Below are 20156 nucleotides of genomic sequence, written 5' to 3'. Positions count from 1 at the left end.
AGTCCACAGGAGAACGCCATGAGCTTCGAAATCGCGCTGTCCGGCATCAATGCCATCAACACCTCGCTGGACTCCATCAGCAACAACATCGCCAACGCCGGCACCTACGGCTTCAAGTCCACGCGCGCCAACTTCGCCTCGCTCTACGCGGGCAGCCAGCCGGCCGGCGCGCAGATCAACTCGCTGACGCAGAGCATCGACATCGGCGGTGGCGCGCTGACCACCGGCCGCGGGCTGGACGCCATGGTCCAGGGCCGCGGCTTCTTCGTCGCCAAGGATGCGAGCGGCGTGGAGGTCTACACCCGCGTGGGCATCTTCGGCACCGACCAGGACGGCTTCCTCGTGGACGCCTCCAACCGCCGCGTGCAGGGCTACGCCGTGACGCGCGACGCCGCCGGCGTGCCGGTGGACGGTGCCGGCCTGGGCGCCATGGGCGACGTGCAGGTGCCCAGCGGCCAGGTGGCGGCGCAGGCCAGCTCGCGCCTGCAGTACGTGAGCAACCTGTCGTCCGACTGGGTCGCGCCCACGGCCGCCTTCGACACCAGCAACCCGCTGACCTACAACAGCTCGGATGTGTCGGTGGTGTATGACTCGCTGGGCAGCCAGCACACCGTGACGCAGTACTTCGTGAAGACCGCCTCCAACCAGGTGACGGTGCACTACACCTTCGACGGCGCCGCCATCGGCACGCCGCAGGCGCTGAACTTCGGCACCGACGGCAAGCTGGCCACCGTGCCCGCCATCACGCTGGCGGCCACGCCGGCCGGTGCCGACGCGCTGACCATCGCGCTGGACTACACCGGCACCACGCAGTACGCGGGCGAGTCGCGCCCCTCGGTCAACGCGCCCAACGGCTATGCATCGGGCACACGCGTGAACGTGACGCTGTCCGAGGACGGCTCGGTCATCGCCGAGTACAGCAACGGCCAGAAGCAGAAGGTCGGCACCGTGGCGCTGGCCACCTTCCCGAACGAGCAGGCCCTGCAGGCCATCAGCGACACCAGCTGGACCACCACCTCCACGTCGGGCACGCCGCTGTACGCCACGCCCGGCACCGGCATGGCCGGCCAGCTGACCGTGGGCGCGATCGAGCAGTCCAACGTGGACATGACCTCCGAGCTCGTGAACCTGATGACCTCGCAGCGCAACTACCAGGCCAACACCAAGGTGATCTCGACCGCCGACGACATGATGCAGTCGCTGATGCAGGCGGTGTGATGGACCACCCCCAGTCTCCGCGCCGCGCGCTCCGCCAACCCCCTCAAGGGGGCGACGCCTGCGGCCTGGCAGAGCCAGTTCCGCGGCGTCCGCTGGCATGGCCTGCTCCGCGGCCTCTCGAGCAGCGGCTGGCGCACCGTGCTCTGCACTCCGCGAGTGGCGCGCCGGGCCTTGAGGAGCTGACATGGATGCATTGATCTATTCCGCCATGGCCGGGGCCGAGCGCGTGCTCAAGGCCCAGCAGGTGCGCGCCAACAACCTGGCCAACGCCGGCACGACGGGCTTTCGCGCCGACATGGAGACCGCCGCGCACCAGGCCGTGGAAGGCTACGGCTACGACGCACGCCACATGGCGCGCCTGCAGGGCGATGCCGTGCAGACGCGCAGCGGCACTCTGAGCCCGACCGGCCGCGAACTCGACGCGGCCATCGTCGGCGAAGGCCTGTTCGCGGTGGCCTACGGCGACGGCGAGGCCTACACGCGCGCGGGCGCCTTCACGCTCGACGCCGAAGGCCAGCTGCAGCTGGACGGCCGCGCCGTGCTGGGCGAAGGCGGCCCCATCGTGCTGCCGGCCACCAACCGCATCGAGATCGCGGCCGACGGCACGGTGCTGGTGCTGCCCGAGGGCACGCAGGAGATGCAGGTCATCGACAAGCTCAAGCTGGTCAAGCCCGAGCCCGGCGCGCTGCGCAAGAACGAGGTCGGCCTGCTGGTCGGCCGCGAGGGCGGGCCGCTGCCGACCAGCGAAGAGGTGCAGGTGCGCGGCGGCTACCTGGAAGGCAGCAACGTCGCGCCCATCGAGGAGATGGTGGCGACGCTGCAGCTCAACCGCGACTTCGAACTGCAGATGAAGCTGTTCAAGGCCGCCGACGAAATGGCCGCCAACGGCAACCGGCTGCTGCGCGAGTGACGCGCGGCACCTGAAACGACAAGGAGAAACGACATGAATCCAGCCCTGTGGGTCAGCAAGACCGGCGTGCAAGCCCAGGACGCCAAGCTGCAGGCCATCGCCAACAACCTGGCCAACGTGAACACCGTGGGCTTCAAGCGCGACCGCGTGGTGTTCGAGGACCTGTTCTACACGGTGGAGCAGCAGCCCGGCGCGCAGATGGCGGCCAACCGCAACGCCAACGGCGGCGTGCAACTGGGCAACGGCACGCGCGTGGCCGGCACGCAGAAGGTGTTCACCTCGGGCAGCCTGCAGACCACCGGGCGCGAGCTGGACGTGGCCGTCATCGGCAACGGCTTCCTGCAGGTGGAACTGCCCAGCGGCGAGACCGCCTACACGCGCGCCGGGCAGCTCGGCCTGTCGCTGGAAGGCCGGTTGACCAACGCCCAGGGCCTGCCGATCAATCCGCAGATCACGATCCCGGCCAACGCCACGGGCATCACCATCGGCGAGAACGGCATGGTCTCGGCCACGGTGGGCAACGCCACCACGCCGACCGAGCTGGGCCAGTTGACCATGGCCACCTTCGTCAACCCGACGGGCCTGCTCGCCATCGGCGACAACCTGTACCAGCAGACCCAGTCCAGCGGCGAGCCGGCCGAGGGCAACCCGGGCGAGGACGGCCGCGGCAAGCTCAAGCAGGGGGCGCTGGAGGGCTCCAACGTGCAGGTGGCCGAGGAGATGGTGGACATGATCGCGGCGCAGCGCACCTACGAGATGAACACCAAGGTGCTGGCCGCTGCCGACAACATGCTGCAGAACCTGGCGCAGGTGGCGAGGTAGGCGCAGCGCCGACACCGACAGGCATGCCATGAACAAGTCGCCCAGGCCCCTTCCCCTCGCGCTGGCCGCGCTGCTGCTGGCCGGCTGCGAGACCCTGCCGCCCATCCCCAAGGCCGCCGCGCAGCCCGAGGAGCCGCTGATCATCGTCAGCAACCCGCGCCGCGGCGTGTCGGGCGGCGTGCTGCCGATGGACACGGTCACCTCGCTCACGGCCGACAGCCGCGCCTTCCGCCCCGGCGACGTGCTGACCGTGGTGCTGCAGGAGACCACGCAGGCCAGCAAGCGCAGCGGCGTGACCAGCGACAAGAACAGCAGCACCTCGATCACGCCGTTCCTGTTCCGCGGCAAGAGCCTGAAGACCGACCTCGGCGTGGACGCGGCGCGCAGTTCGGACGCGGCCAACACCGCCACCCAGCAGAACGCGCTGCAGGGCGCCATCACGGTGGTCGTGCACGAGGTGCTGCCCAACGGCCTCTTGGCCATCCGCGGCGAGAAGAGCCTCACGCTGAACCTGGGCGAGGAATTCATCCGCGTGACGGGCTATGCGCGCGTGTCCGACATCGACACCGACAACCGGCTCTCGTCGCAGCGCATCGCCAATGCGCGCATCACCTATTCGGGCCGCGGCACGCTGGCCGAGAGCCAGCGCCAGGGCTGGCTCACGGCCTTCTTCAACAGCCCCTGGATGCCTTTCTGAGGACGCCGCCATGCGCCAGCTTTCCATCTCCTTCTGCGCTGCCGCGGCCCTGTTGCTGGGCGCCCTGCCCGCCCCGGCCCTCGCCGCCGCCCAGGCGCTGCGCAACCTGGCCCACGTGGAGGGCGTGCGCGAGAACCAGCTGATCGGCTATGGCCTGGTGGTCGGCCTGCACGGCTCGGGCGACAGCACGCAGGTCAAGTCGGCCGGGCAGTCGATCAACAACATGCTCAAGCAGTTCGACCTCAAGATGCCCGAGCGCGTCGAGGCCAAGAGCAAGAACACCGCCACCGTGATGGTCAGCGCGAGCTTTCCGCCCGGCTACCGCAAGGGCCAGACCATCAACATCACGGTGTCCTCGCTGGGCGATGCCAAGAGCCTGCGCGGGGGCACGCTGCTGCTGACGCCGCTGCGCGCGGCCAACGGCGAGGTCTATGCGCTGGCCCAGGGCAACGTGGTGATCGGCGGCCTGTCGGCCCAGGGCGCCAGCGGATCGAGCGTGACCGTGAACACCCCCACCGGCGGGCGCATTCCCAACGGCGCCAGCATCGAGCGCGAGATCGAGACCGACTTCGACACCGCGCCCCATGTGCGGCTGTCGCTGCGCCGGCCCAACTTCGAGACCGCCACCAACATCGTCAACACCATCAACCGCAGCTTCGGCAGCGTGGCCAGCACGCGCGACGCGACCACGGTGGAGGTGCAGGCGCCCCTGGACCCGACCCGGCGCGTGGCCTTCGTGGCCCAGCTGCAGGCGCTGCGCGTGGACGTGGGCCTGGAGACGCCGCGCGTGGTGTTCAACTCGCGCACCGGCACGGTGGTGATCGCCGAGGGCGTGACGGTGCGGCCGGCGGCCGTCTCGCACGGCGCGCTCAAGGTGGTCATCAGCGAGAACCCGCGCGTGAGCCAGCCCCAGCCCTTCGCCCAGGGCCAGACCGTGGTCACGCCGCAGTCGCAGGTGCAGGTCGAGCAAGGCAACGGCCGCATGTTCGCCTGGCCGGCCGGCGCCAAGCTGCAGACCATCATCGACACCGTCAACAGCATCGGCGCCACGCCGGACGACATCATGGCCATCCTGCAGGCGCTCGACCAGGCCGGCGCCATCGACGGCGAACTGGTGGTGATCTGATGGAGACCAGGCCCGTCTCTTCGCTGGCGACCGGCACCACGCCCAACGATGCCGTGCGCGCCCGCATCGAGGACGCCGCGCTCAAGTTCGAGGGCATGTTCATCCAGCAGATGCTCAAGACCATGCGCCAGGGCAATGGTGCGCTGGCCGGCGCGGACGGCTTTCTGCGCCAGGACCCGGACGACCCGCTGCTGGGTTTCGCGGACCAGCTCATGGCCGACCAGCTGGCCGGCCAGCGCGCCTTCGGCATTGCCGACATGCTGCTGCGCCAGCTCTATCCCAGCGCCGCGCCCGCCGCGGCGCTTAAGCCGGCGGCCGATGGCGCCGCCTTGTCTCAGCAGATGCCGCAGACAAATCCGCCGGAGCCGACCCCATGAGCATGATCAACAACGCGCTGTCGGGCGCGATGGCGGCCCAGGCCGCGCTGGCCGTGACGAGCCAGAACATCGCCAACCTGCAGACCCAGGGCTACACGCGCCAGGGCATCTTGCTGCGCGCCGCCGCGCCCACGGGCCACAGCGGCACCTCGCCCGGCAACGGCGTGCAGACGCCGCAGCTGATCCGCTTCGCCGACGCCTACAAGAGCCAGCAGCTGTGGGAATCGGCCTCCACCCAGGGCCGGCACTCGGCGGTGCAGGGTTACCTGACGCAGCTCGAGCAGGTGATGGGCGACGATGTCTCGACCATCAACGCCGGGCTGGACGGCTTCTACGCGGCGCTGAACGCGGCCAGCGTGGAGCCCACCTCGGCGCCGCTGCGCCAGCAGGCGATCGCCTCGGCCGAATCGCTGACGGTGCGCTTCAACAGCATGAACCAGGTGCTGGCCAACCAGCGCACCGCCATCACGCAGCAGCGCGCTTCGGTGCTGGACCAGGTCAACGTGCTGTCGGCCGAGGTCGCCACGCTGAACGGCAAGATCGCCGCCGCCGGCGCCAGCGGCACCAACCCTTCGGCGCTGGTCGACGAGCGCGACAACCGCATCGACGCACTGGCCGCGCTGGTCGGCGTCAACGTGGTCGACCAGCCCGACGGTGCGCGCAGCGTGGCACTCAAGAACGGCACGCCGCTGGTGGTGGGCACCACGGTGGGCCGGCTGGAGGCGGCGGCGCCGCTGGCCGACGGCACGCCCGCGCTAACGGTGCGCTTCGCCAAGGAGGTCTTCACGCTGGCCAGCCGCAACATGGGCGGCCAGCTCGGCGGCCTGGACGACTACCAGGCCAAGACGCTGCAGCCGCTCACGCAGTCGATCAGCGACATGGCGACCGGCCTCGCCACGCTGTTCAACACGCAGCTGGCGGCAGGCTACGCGCTGGACGGCACGGCCGGCAAGCCGCTGTTCCAGCTCGACACCTCCAGCGTCTCGGCGCTGCTGACCATCACGCCCGGCCTGACCGCGCAGGACCTGGGCTTTTCCAGCGACGCCGCGCTGCCCGGCGACAGCGCCAACCTGCTGGCGCTGATCGGCCTGAAGGACCAGTCGGTGAACATCGCCTCGCTCGGGTCGGTGCAGCTCGGCGACGCGTACACGCAGCTGGTCAGCAACATCGGCACGACGAGCCAGCAGAACCAGGCGGCGCTGAGCGTGGCCGACACGGTGCGCTCGTATGCCAAGGCCAACTGGGCTTCGACCAGCGGCGTCAACGAGGACGAGGAAGCCGTGAACCTGGTGCAGTACCAGCAGATGTACCAGGCCAACATGAAGGTCTTCAGCACGGCCAACACGCTGTTCGAAGCCACCCTGGCCATCCTGAGGTAAGCCATGCGCATCGCCACCAGCCAATACCACATGACCATGAGCCAGACGCTGGCGGCCGCGCAGACGCGGCTGGAGAAGGTCATGCAGCAGATGTCCACCGGCCAGCGCCTGTTGCTGCCGTCCGACGATCCCGTCACCGCGGTGCGGCTGTCGCGCATGGACCGCGAGCAGGCGGCGCTGGCGCAGTACCGCGACAACATCGGCGCGCTGTCGGTGCGCCTCACGCAGAACGAGACCGCGCTGGACAGCAGCCTGCAGGACATGCAGCAGGTGCGCGACCTGATGGTCTGGGCCAGCGACGGCGGCAACACCGCCGAGGACCTGAACGCCATGGCCGGCGCGCTCGTGAGCCTGCGCGACAGCCTGTACTACACGGCCAACAGCCGCGACCAGGAAGGCCGCTACCTGTTCTCGGGCACGCTGAGCACCACCGCCACCATCGCGCTGGACGGCACGGCGGCCGCCGGCAGCCGCTACAGCTTCGCCGGCAACGACGCCAGGCAGCAGGTGGTGGTGGGCAACAACATCACCCAGTCGGCCAACGTGAGCCTGCCCGAGCTGGCCGCGCTGCTGAACCGGCTGGACCGGGCGGTGGAACAGCTGCAGACGCCCGGCATCGACAACAACGACGCGGGCGTGCGCGCCATCCTGCAGGACGCCTTGACCGGCACGGACGAGGCCATGGCCTCGGTCAGCGGCAAGATCGCCGGGCTGGGCGGCGCGCAGAACATCCTGTCCACCCTGGACGACACCCACGGCAACGTCGGCCTGGCCGCCGACCAGGCCCGGATCGCGCTGAGCCAACTCGACTACGGCGAGGCCGCGATCCGCCTGACCGGCTACCAGACGGCGCTGCAGGCCACGCAGAAGGCCTATGTGCGCGTGGCCGGGCTGTCGCTGTTCTCGCAACTCTGAACCTGGATTGAACCTAGAAACCGCAGTTGACCGCTTGCATCCATCAGGAGAGCCGCGTGCGTATTGACTTTTCTGCCGTCGATCACGTTCACCTCTTGGGTGAACAGCGCTCTGCACCCGATTGCACCGCGCTCGCCGCGCCATGCCGCGTTGCTCCTCCTTGTGGGCAGGAGCCCACTGCGTCGTCACGCCTTGCCTGGCACGCCGATCACGGCACACTCGGGCGCAGCCAACTGCGGTTTCTAGGTTGAAAGCCGGCTGAACCACGATGCAGATCACTCCCTTGCGTCCCGGCGGCCTGGGGCTGGACCGGCCGCAGGCGTCCGACAGCGTGGCGGCGGTGCCGCGAGCCGGCGAGGCACAGGCCGCCGCGCCGGCGCCCGCCCCGTCCGCGCTGCCCGTGGTGCATGCCGGCCTGCGCGGCCTGGACGCGCAGCGCAACACGCGCGTGGCCGGCGCGCAGCAGGCGCTGGACTACCTGGACCGCCTGGCCCCGCGCCTGCGCAACCTGCAGACCGACCTGGGCCGCGCGGCCGCCGGCCAGCCCGTGCCGGCCGAGCGGCTGGAAAGCCAGCGCACGCGGCTGGACCAGCTCTGGACCGAACGCAGCACCGCCGCCGGCACCGCGCTGGACCCGCAGCTGCACTACAGCGCCGACCAGCCGGCCCGGCGCAGCTTCACGGTGCGCGGGCTGGACCAGCCGCCCCAGGCCCGCGAGACGCTGACCCTGGCCGTCGGCCTGCCCTCGGCCGCGCGCCCCGGCGTGCGTGTGCTGCTGGACCCCGAGGCCACGCCGCAGGCCCGCGCCGACGGCTTCGCCCAGGCGCTGGCGCCGCTGGGCCTGCAGGCCGAGGCCGACGCGGCCGGTGGCCTGCGCTTCTCGGTTGCCGAACCGCGCTGGCCGCAGGTGCGCGACGGCCTGGCCCTGCAGGGCGAAGGCCGGCAGTTCGCGGCGGGCCGCCTGCACCGCGTCGCGGCCGATCCGCAGCCCGACGTGCTGACGCCCCGGCAATGGAGCCTGCAGGACGAGGGCGGCGCCCGCCAGGCCCTGCAGCAGGTCGGCACGGCGCTGCAGCGCACCGAGGCGGCGCGCGACGGTGTGCGCGCCGTGCTCGACGACGACCGCGCGGCCCTGGCCGGCGCGGGGCCCGCGCGCGATGCGGACTGGGCCGCGCGCTTCGGCGACGCGTTCGCCGCGCAGCTGCGCGGCGAGACCGCGACGCGCGGCGGCTACGGCATGCAGGCCTCGCTGGGCGCGGCGCTGTGGGGCCTGGGCCGCCAGCGCGTCGAACGGCTGCTGGACGCGGGCTGAGCGCCGCGGTGCGCGCGGCGACAATGCGCGCATGCCTGTCGACAGCCCTCCCCGCATCTACCTCGCCGGCCCCGACGTGTTCCGGCCCGACAGCGCCGAGGTCTTCGCGCGGCTCAAGGCCTGCTGCGAACGTCTGGGCCTGGCCGGCCTGGAGCCCGAGGACGACGGCCCCACCGGCGACGCCGCGCTGCAGGGCGACGCGCTGGCCCAGCGCATCTACGAAGGCAACGTGGCACGCATCCAGGCCGCCGACGGCGTGCTGGCCAACCTGGCCGACTTCCGTGGCCTGGAGCCCGATTCGGGCACGGTGTTCGAGGTCGGCTATGCCATCGCGCTGGGCAAGCCCGTCGCGGCGTACGGCGTGCCGCCAGGCAGCTACGCCGCGCGCGTGGGCGCGGCCCGCCCCTGCGCGCCCGACGCCCAAGGCGTGCTGCGCGAGGTGGCCGACGGGACCATGGTCGAGGGGCTGGGGCAACCGCTGAACCTGATGCTGTCGCGCTCGGTCGGCATTGCCGGATCGCCCGAGGCGGCGCTGCAATGGCTGGCCGGACGGCTGGGTGTGCGCACATAGAATCCCGCCGCGTGAACACGCCCTCTTCCCCCACCGGCGAAACGCCGGACCAGGCCGCAGGCCTTGCCCCCTCCGACGTTGCCCACCCGCGCGCCATCCGCAGCTTCGTCAAGCGCGCGGGCCGCACCACGCTGGGCCAGGCCAAGGCCATGGCCGAACTGGGCCCGCGCTTCGTGCTGCCCTACCAGGCCGCGCCGCTGGACCTTGCGCAGGCCTTCGGCCGCGAGGCGCCCACGGTGCTGGAGATCGGCTTCGGCATGGGCGACGCCACGGCGCACATCGCCGAGCTGCTGCCCGAAACCAACTTCCTGTGCTGCGAGGTGCACGAGCCCGGCGTGGGTGCGCTGCTCAAGCAGATCGGCGAGCGCGGGCTGTCCAACATCCGCATCCTCGCGCACGACGCGGTCGAAGTGCTGGACCACATGCTGCCGGCCTGGGATGCGGCGCAGCACCCGCAGGGGCTGGCGGGCATCCACATCTTCTTTCCCGACCCCTGGCACAAGCTGCGCCACCACAAGCGCCGGTTGATCCAGCCGCCCTTCGTGGCGCGGCTGGCGCAGCGCCTGGCGCCGGGCGGCTACCTGCACTGCGCGACCGACTGGGAGCCCTATGCGCAGCAGATGCTGCAGGTGCTATCCGGTGAGCCGCTGCTGGCCAACACGGCGGCGGACTTCGCGCCGCGGCCGCACTACCGGCCCGACACCAAGTTCGAGCGCCGCGGCATCCGGCTGGGCCACGGCGTCTGGGACCTGGTGTTCCGCCGGGCCTGAAGCTCAGAGCGGCTGCAGGATGCCCGCGCCCAGCAGCGCCAACACCGCGATGCCCAACACCACGCGGTAGTAGACGAAGGGCATGTAGCTGCGCGTGGACACGAGCCTGAGGAAGCCCACGATCACCGCGTAGCCGACGAAGAAGGCAATGACCGTGGCCAGCAGGGTCTGGCCGCCGCCCACGGTGTTCTCCATGCCCCAGGTCTTGTAGAGCTGGTAGAAGCCCGACAGCAGCACCGCCGGGATGGCCAGCAGGAACGAGTAGCGCGCCGCTGCCTCGCGTGTGTAGCCCAGGATCAGGCCCATGGTGATGGTGCCGCCCGAGCGCGAGACGCCCGGGATCAGCGCCATGGCCTGGGCGAAGCCGAACAGGATGCCGTGGCCCCAGGTCAGGCGGTCCAGCGTGCGCTGCTTGCGGCCCATGCGGTCGGCCGCGGCCAGCACCAGCGCGAACACGATCAGCATGGTGGCCGTGATGTAGAGGTTGCGCAGCGAGCCTTCGATGGCGTTCTTGAACAGCAGGCCCAGCACGGCGATGGGGGCCGTGCCCAGGATCACGAGCCAGCCCATGCGGGCATCCGGGCTCAGCGGGCGGCCGCGCTGCGCCAGCGAGGCCCACCAGGCCAGGAAGATGCGCACGATGTCGTGGCGGAAGAACAGCAGCACGGCGGCCTCGGTGCCGATCTGGCTGATCGCCGTGAACGCCGCGCCCGGGTCGCCGCCCGAAGGCAGCAGCGGGCCGAAGATGCGCAGGTGCGCGCTGGAGGACACCGGCAGGAATTCGGTGAGGCCCTGGATCACGCCGAGGACGGCGGCCTCGCCCCAGCCCACCGAGCTCATCGCATGGCTCCCTGGAAGGTTGCGGGGGCCGGTGGCGATACGGGACGGAGCAAAGGCATGGGCGTTGTACAGGCTGTGAAAAGGCGGGCAGATGATAGCGGCCCAGGGTTTCCACCAAGGGACATGACAGCTCAGCGACAATTTGGCGCATGCCCGCCGCCTGCCCTCCCGCCCTGCCCATGCGCGATGGCGTGACGGCCAGCGCCGTCGGCCTGCCGGCCGGGCCCTGGGCCACCTGGCTGGACTTCTTCGCCGAGCGCTTCGCGCACGTTCCGCGCGCCGAATGGCTGGCCCGCCTGCAGGCCGGCCAGGTGTGCGATGTGCAAGGCCTGCCGCTGCAGCCGGACGCGGCCTACCGCGCGCACGGCAAGGCCTGGTACTACCGCAGCCTGCACGACGAGCCGCGCGTGCCGTTCGAGGCCACCATCCTCTACCGCGACGCGCAGCTGCTTGTGGCCGACAAGCCCCACTTCCTGGCCGTGACGCCGGGCGGGCGCCACCTGCACGAGACCCTGCTGGCGCGGCTGCGGCACGCCACCGGCCTGCCCGAGCTGCAGCCGTTGCACCGCATCGACCGCGAGACGGCGGGCCTGGTGCTGTTCAGCCTGCGGCGCGCGGACCGCGACGCCTACCACGCGCTGTTCCGCGCGCGTGCGGTCGACAAGGTGTACGAGGCCATCGCGCCGCTGCGAGCGGCCCTGGCCTTGCCGCTCACGCGCGAGAGCCGCATCGTGCAGGGCACGCCCTTCTTCCGGCAGTGCGAGGTGGATGGCGAGCCCAACGCCAGCACGCAGCTGGCGCTGGTGGAGTCGGCCGGCGGCTGGGGCCGCTACAGGCTCGCGCCGCGCACGGGCCAGCGCCACCAGCTGCGCGTGCACATGGCGGCGTTGGGCATCCCGATCCGCGGCGATGCCTTCTACCCCGAGGTGCTGCGCGGGCCCGACGAGGCCGACGACCACACGCAGCCGCTGCAGCTGCTGGCGCAGGCCATCGCGTTCACCGATCCGGTGACGGGGCAGCGGCGCCGCTTCGAGAGCCAGCGCACGCTGGGCCGGCTGGAGCCGGCGCCGGCCTGAGGCCGGCGGCGCCCGCTCAGGGCGTGCAGTACTGCGGCTCCGACGTGGTCGGCGCGGTCAGGCCCGTGCTGGTGTAGGTCTGCACCGGGCGCACGGTGATCGTGCAGTTGGCGCTGACGTCGAACTCGAACAGGTTCCAGTAGTCCGTGCTGCCGGTCTCGCCGGTGGTCGGCGGGGTGATCAGCTGCACGGCACGGCCGGGGATGTTGACTTCGACGCGCGCACCGGACTGCGCGATCGTCCCGCCGCTCGAATAGCGGTGCACCGAATACTTGTAGGTGCCCACCATCAGCTTGGTGATGGTGATGACCTCGGGGCCGTAGCTGCTGGTGTCGTCCACGTCCAGGTTGGCGAACGGCTTGGCGGTCAACGAGCCGTCGTTGCTGAAGTCCACCTCTTCGCCGCTGGGCGTCATGAGGTGCGAGTCCAGGTCGGTCGGCAGCGCGCCCCAGGTCAGCTTCATGGTGATGCCCGCGCCGGCCTGGCTCAGCGTCAGGCATTCGGTCCAGTTGATGTCGACCGCGCTGGACTGGTTGCGCACGGTGTTCGTCAGGCGCCCGCCTGCCACGGCCGTGATGGCGGCCTGGCTTTCCTTGCGGACCGGCAGGCTGAAGTTGCCGCTGGCGTCGGTGTAGGCGTAGCTGGTGCCGACGTAGTCGATGCCATCGCTGCCCACGTAGGCGTTGGCGACCACGGCGCCGCTGCCGTCCTTCACGCAGCCGCGCACGAACACGGTGGTATAGACCTGGTCGGCATTCCAGGTCGAGAAATGGGTGACCGTGCCTTCGTAGTACGCGCTGGTGCCCGAACCCACGCGCGTGGCCGTGCCCTCCTGCTTCCACAGGCCGGTGGCGGTGTCGTAGTAGTACAGCGGGATCGAATCGGGCGGGGTGGCGCCGCGCGACACCGCCGGGATGCGGATGGTGGCGGTCTGGCCGCTGCGCAGGTTCAGTGCCGCGCCGGTGCTGTCGGTCAGCGTGACGTTCAGCGCGCCGAAGCTCTCGATCGGCGAGGTGGTGCCGCCCGCGGTCCCGGTCCGGAAGTCGCCGGGCATCAGCTGCGGGTCCAGCGCCGAGTCGATCGGCGTGAGCTGCACCGTGATGTCGCCGGTGGGCGCGGTGCCGTCGGCACGCTGCACGCCGTTGGCCGGCAGCACGACCCTGGCGGTGCCGGAATCCACGGTGCCGCCCGTCGCCACGGGCACGGCGGCGGTCGTGGCGACGGGCAGCAGCCGCGCCTGCACATCGGTGCTGGCATTGCCCACGAGGTCGGCGATGCGGCCATTCTCGGCATAGCCGGAGGACGCGAACACCACCGGGACCCGCGACCCCGGCGCCAGGCCCGGCAGCGTGAAGCTGCCATCGGCGGCGGTGCTGGTGGACGCCGTGCCCACGCGCACGCTCACGCCTGCGATGGGCAGGCCGGTCCGGCCGTCGACGGCCTTGCCGGCGATGGTGGCGGTCGGGCCCGTCGGCTGGGTCGGCTCGTTCGGCGTCGCGGCGTCATCGTCGCTGCCGCCGCAGGCCGCCAGGCACAGCGAGACCATCAGCCCCACTCCCCATGCCCTGATGTGTGTCTTGGAATAGCGCATTGGAACCTTTCGAGATCAGTGGACAAGGCGCTGCCGCGCCGGACGCGAGTCCGTCGCTGGCCGTGTCGTCTGGTGAAGTGGGCCGCGGATGCACACCTGCCTGCCGCGGCCCGTCGTGCGCTCCGGTTCCACCTGGCCCTGATCGGGGTTGGTCCCGCATGGCGTGGATCGGGTCCGAAGCGCTACCAGTTTAGGAGCGACAGCCGTCCGCCGGCACGCGCTGGGCGCTGGTTTTCAACCGGCGCCAGCGCTTTTTCCGCTCAATTGAGGATGCCGCCGTGACGGCGTGTTGCAGCGCTTACAGCTTGTCGGAACTGAAAGCCTGCATCCCCGTTCCCGGCCAGACCGAGGCGCACCACCGGACGGCGGCCGACAGGCAGCCGCGCGGATCGCTGGCGGCAACTGGGGAGGATTTGTCCGGTTTGCGGCCGCCCTGCGCTCGAGAATGCTGCGGTGCCGCACGACTCCAGCCTCCCGATTGCCCACCGCCCCGCTGCCCCGTGGCGCCGCGCCACCCTGGCCCTGCTCGGCCTGGCGCTGGCCGCCTGCTCCGGCACCGCGCCGCGCGCGGACGTGCAGGCACCTGCGCCCTCGGTGGCCATGGTCGCCGGCGCGCCGATCAGCTTCGTGCACCAGGCCGCGCCCCAGGCGCGCGGGCCGGTGGTGGTGTTCCAGAGCGGCCTGGGAGATGGCCACGCGAGCTGGTCCGCTGTGCTGCACGCGCTGCCGGCGCAGCACGCGGCCATCGTGGCGGACCGGCCGGGCTACGGCGACAGCCCCGGCCGGGACGGCAGCCGCAGCGCCTGCCGCATCGCCGAGGAACAGCACGCCCTGCTGCACCAGGCGGGCCTGCGCCCGCCCTATGTGCTGGTCGGCCACTCGCTCGGCGGCCTGTACCAGTACGTCTATGCGCGCATGTACCCGCAGGACGTGGCCGGCCTGGTGCTGCTGGACCCCACCCATCCGCGCCTGCAGGCCACGCTGGAGCAGGCGCAGCCCGTTGCCGCGGCGCTGCTGCAACTGGCCCGCCAGACCGTGTTCACGCCGGCCATGGCGCAGGAATTCGACGCCCAGGCCGACTGCCTGCAACAGGTGGAGCAGCAGCCCGCGCTGAAGGCGCCCACGGTGCTGCTGGCCTCGACCCTCACGCCCGTCTACATGGGCGAGGGACTGCGCGACATGCTGGAGGGGCTGCGCCAGGACTGGCTACGCCGCAGCGGCGCCACGTTGGCGCGCGTGCCGGACAGCGGCCACCAGATCCAGCACGACGCGCCCCACGCCGTGGTGCGCGCCATCGAGGCGGTGGCGGCGTCCGCCCTCTGACGCCTTTTCGGCGCAGCGGGCGGCCTGCCCCGGCCGTGGTCAGGCCCGCTCGGCCACCCAGCCGTGCACCGATGCCAGCGCCTTGGCCAGGCCGCTCGCGTCGGTGCCGCCGGCCATGGCCAGGTCCGGCTTGCCGCCGCCCTTGCCACCGACCTGCTGGGCCACGAAGTTCACGAGCTCGCCCGCCTTGAGCCGGCCCACGCTGTCGGCCGTGACACCGGCCGCCAGCTGTACCTTGGCACCGTCGACCACGGCCAGCACGATGGCGCCGGTCTTGAGCTTGTCCTTGAGCTTGTCCATGGTCTCGCGCAACGTCTTGACGTCGGCACCGTCCAGCCGCGCGGCCAGCACCTTCAGGCCCTTGACGTCGATGGCCTGGGCGACCAGTTCGTCGCCCTGGCTGGAAGCCAGCTTGCCCTTGAGCGCGGTGACTTCCTTGTCGAGCGCGCGGATCTGCTCCAGCGTCTGTGCGATGCGGGTCTGCAACTCCGCCACGGGCACCTTCAGGCTGGCGGCGGCCTGGTGCACGCTGGCTTCCAGCTGCTGCAGGTAGGCCAGCGCGTTCTCGCCCGTGATCGCCTCGACGCGGCGGATGCCGGCCGCGACGCCGCTCTCGGACACGATCTTGAACAGGCCGATGTCGCCCGTGCGGCCCACGTGCGTGCCGCCGCACAGTTCGCGGCTGGTGCCGATGTCCAGCACGCGCACGCTGTCGCCGTACTTCTCGCCGAACAGCATCATGGCGCCCGTGGCCTTGGCGGCCTCGATGTCCATCACGCGGGCCAGCGTCTCCGCATTGGCCAGGATCTCGGCGTTCACGCGCTTCTCGATCTCGGTGACCTGGGCGTCGGTGATGGGTGCGTTGTGCGTGAAGTCGAAGCGCGTCTTGTCGGCATCGACCAGCGAGCCCTTTTGCTGCACGTGGTCGCCCAGCACCTCGCGCAGCGCCTTGTGCATCAGGTGGGTCACGCTGTGGTTGCGCATGGTGGCCTGGCGGCGCGCCACGTCGACCTGGGCCGTGACGGCGTCGCCGACCTTGAGCACGCCCTGCGTCAGCACGCCGTGGTGGCCGTAGACATCGGACTTGATCTTCTGCGTGTCCTCCACGCCGAACTGCACACCCTCGGCGGCCAGGATGCCACTGTCGCCCACCTGGCCACCGCTTTCCGAATAGAAGGGCGTGGTGTCCAGCACCACGATGCCGCTGTGGCCCTCGCCGAGCTGCTGCACCGCCGTGCCTTCGTGGTACAGCGCCACGACCCTGGCCGGCTCGGCCAGCTTGTCGTAGCCCGTGAACAGGTTGCCGGCGCCGCCGTACTCCAGCGCACGGTCCATCTTGAACTTGCCGGCTGCGCGGCCGGCGGCCTTCTGCCGCTCCATCGCGGCCTTGAAGCCGGCCTCGTCCACCGTCACGCCGCGCTCGCGCGCCACGTCGTTCGACAGGTCCAGCGGAAAGCCGAAGGTGTCGTGCAGCTTGAACGCCACCTCGCCGGGCAGCACCTTGGCATCGCCCGCCAGGGCGGCATCGAGGATCTCCATGCCGTTCTCCAGCGTCTCGAAGAAGCGCTCCTCCTCGGCCTTGAGCACGTCGACGATGCGCTGCTCCGAAGCCTTGAGATTGGGATAGGCATCGCCCATCAGCACCACCAGTTCGGGCACGAGCTTGTGGAAGAACGGCGTCTTCTTGCCCAGCTTGTAGCCGTGGCGGATGGCGCGGCGGATGATGCGGCGCTGCACGTAGCCGCGGCCCTCGTTGCTCGGGATCACGCCGTCGCTGACCAGGAAGGACGTGGCGCGCACGTGGTCGGCGATGACCTTGAGCGAGGGGTTCGCCAGGTCGGTCGTGCCGGTGGCCTGCGCGGCGGCCTGGATCAGCCGGTCGAAGATGTCGATCTCGTAGTTGCTGTGCACGTGCTGCAGGATCGCGGCCAGCCGCTCCAGGCCCATGCCGGTGTCCACGCAGGGCGCGGGCAGCTTCACCAGGCTGCCGTCTTCCTGCATGTCGAACTGCATGAACACGTGGTTCCAGATCTCGATGAAGCGGTCGCCGTCCTCGTCCGGGCTGCCCGGGGGGCCGCCGGGGATGTGCGCGCCGTGGTCGTAGAAGATCTCCGAGCAGGGGCCGCAGGGGCCGGTGTCGGCCATCATCCAGAAGTTGTCGCTCTTGTACTTGCCGCCCTTGTTGTCGCCGATGCGCACGATGCGCTCGGCCGGCAGGCCGATCTCCTTGTGCCAGATGTCGTAGGCCTCGTCGTCGTCGATGTAGACGGTGGCCAGCAGCTTCTCGGCCGGCAGCTTGTAGACCTGCGTCAGCAGCTCCCAGCCCCACTTGAGCGACTCGCGCTTGAAGTAGTCGCCGAAGCTCCAGTTGCCCAGCATCTCGAAGAAGGTGTGGTGGCGCGCCGTGTAGCCCACGTTCTCCAGGTCGTTGTGCTTGCCGCCCGCGCGCAGGCAGGCCTGCACCGAAGCCGCGCGCACGTAGTTGCGCTTGTCGCTGCCCAGAAACACGTCCTTGAACTGCACCATGCCGGAGTTCGTGAACATCAGCGTGGGGTCGTTGCCCGGCACCAGCGGGCTGGACGCGACGACGGTGTGGCCCTTGGACGCGAAGAAATCCAGGAAGGACTTGCGGATCTCGGCGACGGTGGCGGGCGGCTTGGCGTTGGGGCTCATGGGGGCGATCGGTTACGAAAGGAGGTCTCGAAGGTCGGTCCGCACCACGCGGCACCCGGCGTCCCGGTGCGCGGTCAGGAGGCTGCGCGCACGCAGGCCTTCGGAAACTTTGCTGGAATCGGCGCGGGATTTTAGCCAGCGCCCGCCAGTGGGGCAGATGCCGGCGCTCACGCGAATAACAACTGTTTTCATTTGCGATACACTGCGCGCCGTTTTCTCCCTCGGCTGCCGCATCACAACACACAACAGAGCGCATCGCACGGGTCCACCCGTCCTTTCGTTTCTGGAGTGTTTTCCATGCTGTTTCCGTCCCGCAGCGGCGCCTGCCCGTTGCGCCCCTCTCCCTTGTCCCTCGTCGTCGCCGCGCTCTGCGCACTCGGCAGCGCGCATGCCCAGCAGGCCACGCTGAACGAGGTCGTGGTCTCGGCCTCGGGTTTCGAGCAGGACCTCAAGCAGGCCCCGGCCTCGATCTCGGTCATCACGCGCGATGAACTGCAGACGCGCCAGTTCCGCGACCTGGCCGAGGCGCTGCAGGGCGTCGAGGGCATCGACGTGGCCGGCAGCACCGGCAAGACCGGCGGCCTGGACATCAGCATCCGCGGCATGCCCAGCGAGTACACGCTGATCCTGGTCGACGGCCGCCGCCAGAACGTGGCCGGCGACGTGACGCCCAACGGCTTCGGCGCGGCCCACACCAGCTTCATGCCGCCGATCGCGGCGATCGAGCGCATCGAGGTCATCCGCGGCCCCATGTCCACGCTGTATGGCTCGGACGCCATGGGCGGCGTGGTCAACATCATCACGCGCAAGGTGGCCAGGCAGTGGGGCGGCAGCGTCTCGCTGCAGGCAGGCGTGCCGCAGGACAGCGAATGGGGCAACCAATACCGCACCAACGTCTACGCCAGCGGCCCGATCAAGGAGGATTTGCTGGGCCTGGCCGTGCGCGGCGACTTCTACAAGCGCGATGCCTCCGACTGGGTGCTGGCGCCCGGCGCCACGCAGCCCGCCGGCGCACGCAACCCGGCACCGGCCGAGAGCCGCCAGCACAACCTGGGCGCGCGCCTGTCGCTCACGCCCAACCGCCAGCACGACCTGTGGCTGGACGCCGAGACGGGCCACACCTGGTACAACAACGAGGACGGGCGCCTGGGCAACCGCGATGCGGCCACGCCGAACAACCCGCCCGGCTACCGCGACGCGATGCGCTTCAACCGCGACCAGGTGGCCGTCGGCCATACCGGCCGCCTGGGCTTCGGCACCGTGGACACCAGCCTCATGCGCACGGTGACCGAGACGCTGGGCCGCACCATCCCGGGCGCCGCTGTGCCGGTGGGCGACCCGCGCCGCGGCACCGACCGCGAGCTCAGCACCACCAACACGGTGCTGGACAGCAAGCTCGTCGCCCCGCTCGGCGAGGCCCATGTGCTGACCGTGGGCGGCCAGTGGTGGGACGCCAAGCTGACCGACGGCCTGCTGCCCCGCAAGCACGACCAGACCATGTGGTCGCTGTTCGCGGAGGACGAATGGCGGCTGGCCCGAAGCCTCACCGCCACCGTGGGCGCGCGCTACGACCACCATAGCGCCTTCGGTGGCCAGGTCAGCCCGCGCGGCTACCTGGTCTGGGACGCCACGCAGCACTGGACCGTCAAGGGCGGCGTCAGCAAGGGCTTCCGCGCGCCGCGGCTGAACCAGCTCATCGACGGCGTCAGCGGCGTCAGCGGCCAGGGCACGGTCATCAACATCGGCAACCCGAATCTGAAGCCCGAGACCAGCACCAGCACCGAACTCGGCGCGCTGTTCGACAGCCAGCAGGGCCTCACGGCCTCGGCCACGCTGTTCCACAACAAGGTCAAGGACAAGATCAGCAGCGGCGGCGATTGCGCCAGCCTGTTCATCTCCAGCTGCGCAGCCAACCCCGTGGCCGAGTACTCGATCAACGTGGACGAGGCCAAGACCTGGGGCCTGGAACTGAGCAGCCGCGTGCAGTTCGCCGCGCGCTGGGGCCTGAAGGCCGGCTACACCTGGACCAAGAGCGAAGTGATCGAAGGCGGCGTCAAGAACGGCCAGCTCGCCAATACTGCCAGGCACATCGCGCACGCCCAGCTCGACTGGACCGCCAGCGACCAGCTGCGCGTGTGGCTGCGCGGCGAGTACCGTGGCAAGAGCCCGCGCTTCTCGGGCGACCCGGCCCGCCTGACCGGCAACAACGCGGCCATCTACCAGGCCGTGGGCGACCTCAAGGCCTACGAGCTGTTCCACCTGGGCGGCACCTACCAGCTGAACAAGAGCGTGAGCTTCAACGCCAACATCTTCAACCTGTTCGACAAGGACTTCCGCAAGTACCAACAGGTGCCGCTGAACGGCACGCCGACCTGGGTCAGCGAGTACTTCCAGGGCGGCTCGTCGGTGTCGGGCACCACCATGCCGGGCCGCACCTTCTGGATCTCGGCCAACGTGACGTTCTGAAGACGCACGCACGACGCTAGGGTTCATCAGGCAAAACTGGAGAAAACCCTAGACCCGCCTGAGCAAACGAAAGCCTAGGATGCATGCCGC

Annotated in this window: 17 protein-coding genes; 14 read left to right on the top strand and 3 right to left on the bottom strand. The window is 70.4% G+C overall.

Going from position 1 to position 20156, the window contains the following annotated elements; all coding sequences use genetic code 11:
* The first annotated feature begins 18 nt into the window (after nt 1-18).
* The 11 genes from ASF44_RS25030 to trmB all read left to right on the top strand — a co-directional run bounded on the left by ASF44_RS25030 (nt 19) and on the right by trmB (nt 10097).
* Nucleotides 19-1218, top strand: a complete 1200-nt coding sequence (locus tag ASF44_RS25030; RefSeq protein WP_056901962.1) for a flagellar hook protein FlgE — start codon at nt 19-21, stop codon at nt 1216-1218.
* Between the two features lie 184 nt (nt 1219-1402).
* On the top strand, nt 1403-2128 hold the full coding sequence (locus tag ASF44_RS25025) for a flagellar basal body rod protein FlgF (RefSeq protein WP_056901961.1): 726 nt from the start codon (nt 1403-1405) through the stop codon (nt 2126-2128).
* Between the two features lie 33 nt (nt 2129-2161).
* Nucleotides 2162-2950 carry a flagellar basal-body rod protein FlgG gene (gene flgG, locus ASF44_RS25020; protein ID WP_056901960.1) on the top strand — a complete coding sequence of 263 codons (789 nt, stop codon included), beginning with the start codon at nt 2162-2164 and terminating at the stop codon, nt 2948-2950.
* 28 nt (nt 2951-2978) lie between these two features.
* Nucleotides 2979-3647, top strand: coding sequence for a flagellar basal body L-ring protein FlgH (locus ASF44_RS25015; RefSeq protein ID WP_056901959.1), 669 nt, complete (start codon nt 2979-2981; stop codon nt 3645-3647).
* 10 nt (nt 3648-3657) lie between these two features.
* Nucleotides 3658-4773 (top strand): flagellar basal body P-ring protein FlgI, encoded by a 1116-nt coding sequence (locus ASF44_RS25010; protein WP_056901958.1) that lies wholly within the window; start codon nt 3658-3660, stop codon nt 4771-4773.
* The gene (locus ASF44_RS25005) at nt 4773-5150 is read left to right on the top strand and encodes a hypothetical protein (RefSeq protein WP_056901957.1); all 378 of its coding nucleotides are present in this window, start codon (nt 4773-4775) and stop codon (nt 5148-5150) included. The genes ASF44_RS25010 and ASF44_RS25005 overlap by 1 nt, the downstream gene beginning before the upstream one ends.
* The gene (gene flgK, locus ASF44_RS25000) at nt 5147-6529 is read left to right on the top strand and encodes a flagellar hook-associated protein FlgK (protein WP_056901956.1); all 1383 of its coding nucleotides are present in this window, start codon (nt 5147-5149) and stop codon (nt 6527-6529) included. The genes ASF44_RS25005 and flgK overlap by 4 nt, the downstream gene beginning before the upstream one ends.
* Before the next feature lie 3 nt (nt 6530-6532).
* A complete protein-coding gene (gene flgL, locus ASF44_RS24995) occupies nt 6533-7444 on the top strand; it encodes a flagellar hook-associated protein FlgL (RefSeq protein WP_056901955.1) in 912 nt (303 codons plus the stop codon).
* A 268-nt stretch (nt 7445-7712) separates the two neighbouring features.
* Nucleotides 7713-8756 (top strand): hypothetical protein, encoded by a 1044-nt coding sequence (locus ASF44_RS24990; protein ID WP_056901954.1) that lies wholly within the window; start codon nt 7713-7715, stop codon nt 8754-8756.
* A 31-nt stretch (nt 8757-8787) separates the two neighbouring features.
* A complete protein-coding gene (locus tag ASF44_RS24985) occupies nt 8788-9327 on the top strand; it encodes a nucleoside 2-deoxyribosyltransferase (protein WP_056901953.1) in 540 nt (179 codons plus the stop codon).
* On the top strand, nt 9294-10097 hold the full coding sequence (gene trmB, locus ASF44_RS24980) for a tRNA (guanosine(46)-N7)-methyltransferase TrmB (protein ID WP_056901952.1): 804 nt from the start codon (nt 9294-9296) through the stop codon (nt 10095-10097). Before ASF44_RS24985 ends, trmB begins: the two co-directional genes overlap by 34 nt.
* A 3-nt stretch (nt 10098-10100) precedes the next feature.
* Here trmB and ASF44_RS24975 read toward each other — a convergent pair whose 3' ends face one another.
* Nucleotides 10101-10937, bottom strand: a complete 837-nt coding sequence (locus ASF44_RS24975) for an undecaprenyl-diphosphate phosphatase (RefSeq protein WP_056901951.1) — start codon at nt 10935-10937, stop codon at nt 10101-10103.
* A 149-nt stretch (nt 10938-11086) separates the two neighbouring features.
* Here ASF44_RS24975 and ASF44_RS24970 point away from each other — a divergent pair, with 149 nt between their 5' ends.
* Entirely contained in the window at nt 11087-12013 is a 927-nt protein-coding gene (locus ASF44_RS24970) for a pseudouridine synthase (RefSeq protein WP_235579345.1), read from the top strand.
* A 16-nt stretch (nt 12014-12029) separates the two neighbouring features.
* Here ASF44_RS24970 and ASF44_RS24965 read toward each other — a convergent pair whose 3' ends face one another.
* Nucleotides 12030-13559, bottom strand: coding sequence for a hypothetical protein (locus tag ASF44_RS24965; RefSeq protein ID WP_162243868.1), 1530 nt, complete (start codon nt 13557-13559; stop codon nt 12030-12032).
* A gap of 498 nt (nt 13560-14057) precedes the next feature.
* On the opposite strand from ASF44_RS24965, the gene ASF44_RS24960 reads away from it, so the two are divergent.
* The gene (locus tag ASF44_RS24960) at nt 14058-14927 is read left to right on the top strand and encodes an alpha/beta fold hydrolase (protein ID WP_056901948.1); all 870 of its coding nucleotides are present in this window, start codon (nt 14058-14060) and stop codon (nt 14925-14927) included.
* A 39-nt stretch (nt 14928-14966) separates the two neighbouring features.
* On the opposite strand, the gene alaS is transcribed toward ASF44_RS24960, so the two are convergent.
* Complete coding sequence (gene alaS, locus ASF44_RS24955) at nt 14967-17600, bottom strand: alanine--tRNA ligase (protein ID WP_056901947.1); 2634 nt, start codon at nt 17598-17600, stop codon at nt 14967-14969.
* Between the two features lie 297 nt (nt 17601-17897).
* Here alaS and ASF44_RS24950 point away from each other — a divergent pair, with 297 nt between their 5' ends.
* Complete coding sequence (locus tag ASF44_RS24950) at nt 17898-20066, top strand: TonB-dependent receptor domain-containing protein (protein ID WP_056901946.1); 2169 nt, start codon at nt 17898-17900, stop codon at nt 20064-20066.
* Nucleotides 20067-20156: the final 90 nt, after the last annotated feature.

Origin of the sequence: Pseudorhodoferax sp. Leaf274 (assembly GCF_001422445.1) — a bacterium.
Lineage (GTDB): Bacteria > Pseudomonadota > Gammaproteobacteria > Burkholderiales > Burkholderiaceae_C > Pseudorhodoferax.
The sequence above is the reverse complement of the archived record's forward strand: the minus strand, read 5'-3'. Positions and strand labels throughout refer to the sequence as shown.